This is a genomic window from Methylobacter sp. BBA5.1 (assembly GCF_000746145.1).
Classification (GTDB): domain Bacteria; phylum Pseudomonadota; class Gammaproteobacteria; order Methylococcales; family Methylomonadaceae; genus Methylobacter; species Methylobacter marinus.
In genome coordinates this window covers 1-2,002 of the sequence record NZ_JQKS01000079.1, presented here as the reverse complement: position 1 = coordinate 2,002, position 2,002 = coordinate 1, and the positions used below count along the sequence as shown (strand labels likewise).

The 2,002-nt window shown below is 51.3% G+C and carries 3 protein-coding genes; 1 reads left to right on the top strand and 2 read right to left on the bottom strand.

Annotated elements, in window-relative coordinates; translation table 11 throughout:
• Positions 1-537: type II toxin-antitoxin system HicB family antitoxin (locus EK22_RS23375; RefSeq protein WP_235209474.1), on the top strand; the 537-nt coding region annotated here is incomplete at its 5' end.
• Positions 538-570: 33 nt separating this feature from the next.
• Here the strand turns inward: EK22_RS23375 and pilV (EK22_RS23370) are convergent.
• A complete protein-coding gene (gene pilV, locus EK22_RS23370; protein ID WP_255360601.1) occupies positions 571-1,554 on the bottom strand; it encodes a shufflon system plasmid conjugative transfer pilus tip adhesin PilV in 984 nt (327 codons plus the stop codon).
• Positions 1,532-2,002: shufflon system plasmid conjugative transfer pilus tip adhesin PilV (gene pilV, locus EK22_RS25490; RefSeq protein WP_152565192.1), on the bottom strand; the 471-nt coding region annotated here is incomplete at its 5' end. The genes pilV (EK22_RS25490) and pilV (EK22_RS23370), both read right to left, overlap by 23 nt.

Sequence of the window (2,002 nt, the reverse complement as noted above, 5' to 3'; positions counted from 1 at the left end):
CTAGAGGCGCTATCGATGATATATCCCGTTTGTATTGAGCTTGGCCGTGACCACTACGCGCACGGCGTTGTAATTCCCGATCTGCCAGGCTGTTTTTCAGCGGCGGACGACTGGCAGGATTTGCCCTGGATGATTCAGGAAGCTATCGAGCTATGGTTTGAGGGCGAGGACTTGGAGCCGCCGGAGCCGACGCCTTTGGCGACGCTGGCCAAAGATCCGGATTTTTCCTACGGGGTTTGGCTGTTGTTTGATTCGGACGCGGCGATCTTGTCTTTGTTTTATCCGGCCCTCATCGAGCAAGATGCTGAAACGCAGCAGTTCATGGTGGAATTCGTCGATATTCCCCGCACCTATTCGGCGGGCGACAGCTATGACGAGGCCTTGCTGAATGCGGCGGACGCGCTGGAAATGGCGATTATGTCGCTGATGGATAGGGGGGAAGCCGTGCCGTTGCCGTCTGATTTGGACGGTAGGCCAAGCATTGCCTTATCGGCATCAATGGTCGAAAAATTAGCCCGGTATAATGTCCGCCGGTGATAATCGGAAGCATCACCGGGCTTTTTGTATCGATTATTTCGATACAGCAACAACCATGAATGATCCCCCTATTGGGCAATATTCAGAACCACACGCGGTCACGCCCGCATCAGATGCTATTACTCCAGCATTATGGAGCGTATGAGATTGCTCCCAATTGCACTGTGATCGATGTACCCATATGTAAGAAATGTTATGCGTGGTCGTTGACGTTCCTGCTGGGGGCGACAGAGTTGTACATCGACCTCCCCATGTTCCAGTTTGTGTTGCCGACTTTTCGCCTAACTTTTTCCACACGCCTGATATACAGTTAAGCAGCTGCCCCGTGCCATCCTGAGCAATTCCTCCATTATAACCGGCGCAGCTTGCTCCAACTGCCGCTACATAGTTCACTTTAAAAGCGTTTGCTTCATTGATGCCACGCGTCAATTGATTATCGGCATCTACATAATTCAGCCGGTTTGTGCCTCTGAGTTGGGCGTAGTAATTGTTGTTATAACGGTCATAAAATGCATCAGCGCCGTGATAGCCACGCGTCAATTGATTATCGGCATCCACATAATTTATCCGGTTTGTGCCATTGGGATCGACGTAATAGCCGGTATTATTGCTGTCATACATAATCTGGGTTTTTACTGAACTGGAAGAGGCCTGGCCGGCATTTGACGTATTGCCTGCTTGATCCACTGACCATGTTTCCATAGTCCACGGGCTATTCAAAGTCCGGAATGTTCCATTAATATTTTGAAGATGGACATTTTGACCATTTGCGCCTGTTAGTCTTACTACGCCGCCTTCCCCGGCTTGATTTCTAAGATGCACATTGCCGCCGCCCGCTGTAACCGTTTGCGAAGCCGTTACATCAGTGGCGTTGACTTGGTTCGCGTTGTTCAGGGTTTGGCCGTTCATGTCCAAAGTTGTAAACATCTGATTAACTTCGGGATGTCCTGGCACCGAATGCCGGCGCAGATAATCAGAAATAAGTTGGCCATTGTTAAAGTACAGCAAACCGACCAAATGCCCCGCTCCTGGCTGGGTGATATTTACTAACGGCATTGACCAACCGCCAAATGCCCCCTTGCGCGGTCGTAGGCGTAGCAGTTGGTGTATAGCCGCCGCCCGCACCGACTTTTGCCGCAATGCGCGGTGCTTGGCCAGCGGGGATTGCATTCCCGGCCATGGAAATAACCGTTGCTTGCAAATTGCCGGCGCTGGGCTCAAGGACCTCTGTCCGGAGTGTTTGACCATATGGATTTGTGCCATTAAACCCAGCTGGTAAATAGCCGGTGGCTGATAGCATCGCTGTTGTAATAACAGCTGGGGCCGTGGGTGTCGCATTTGCTTGGATGATTGCCCAGTTATCCTGTATGTACCTGGTCGATGCATCCAAAACAGCTTTAAAATGCTGCGCCGTGACGGTATCCCGCGTTTGTTTTTGTGCCTCGCCGGCCATTCGGGCATATCC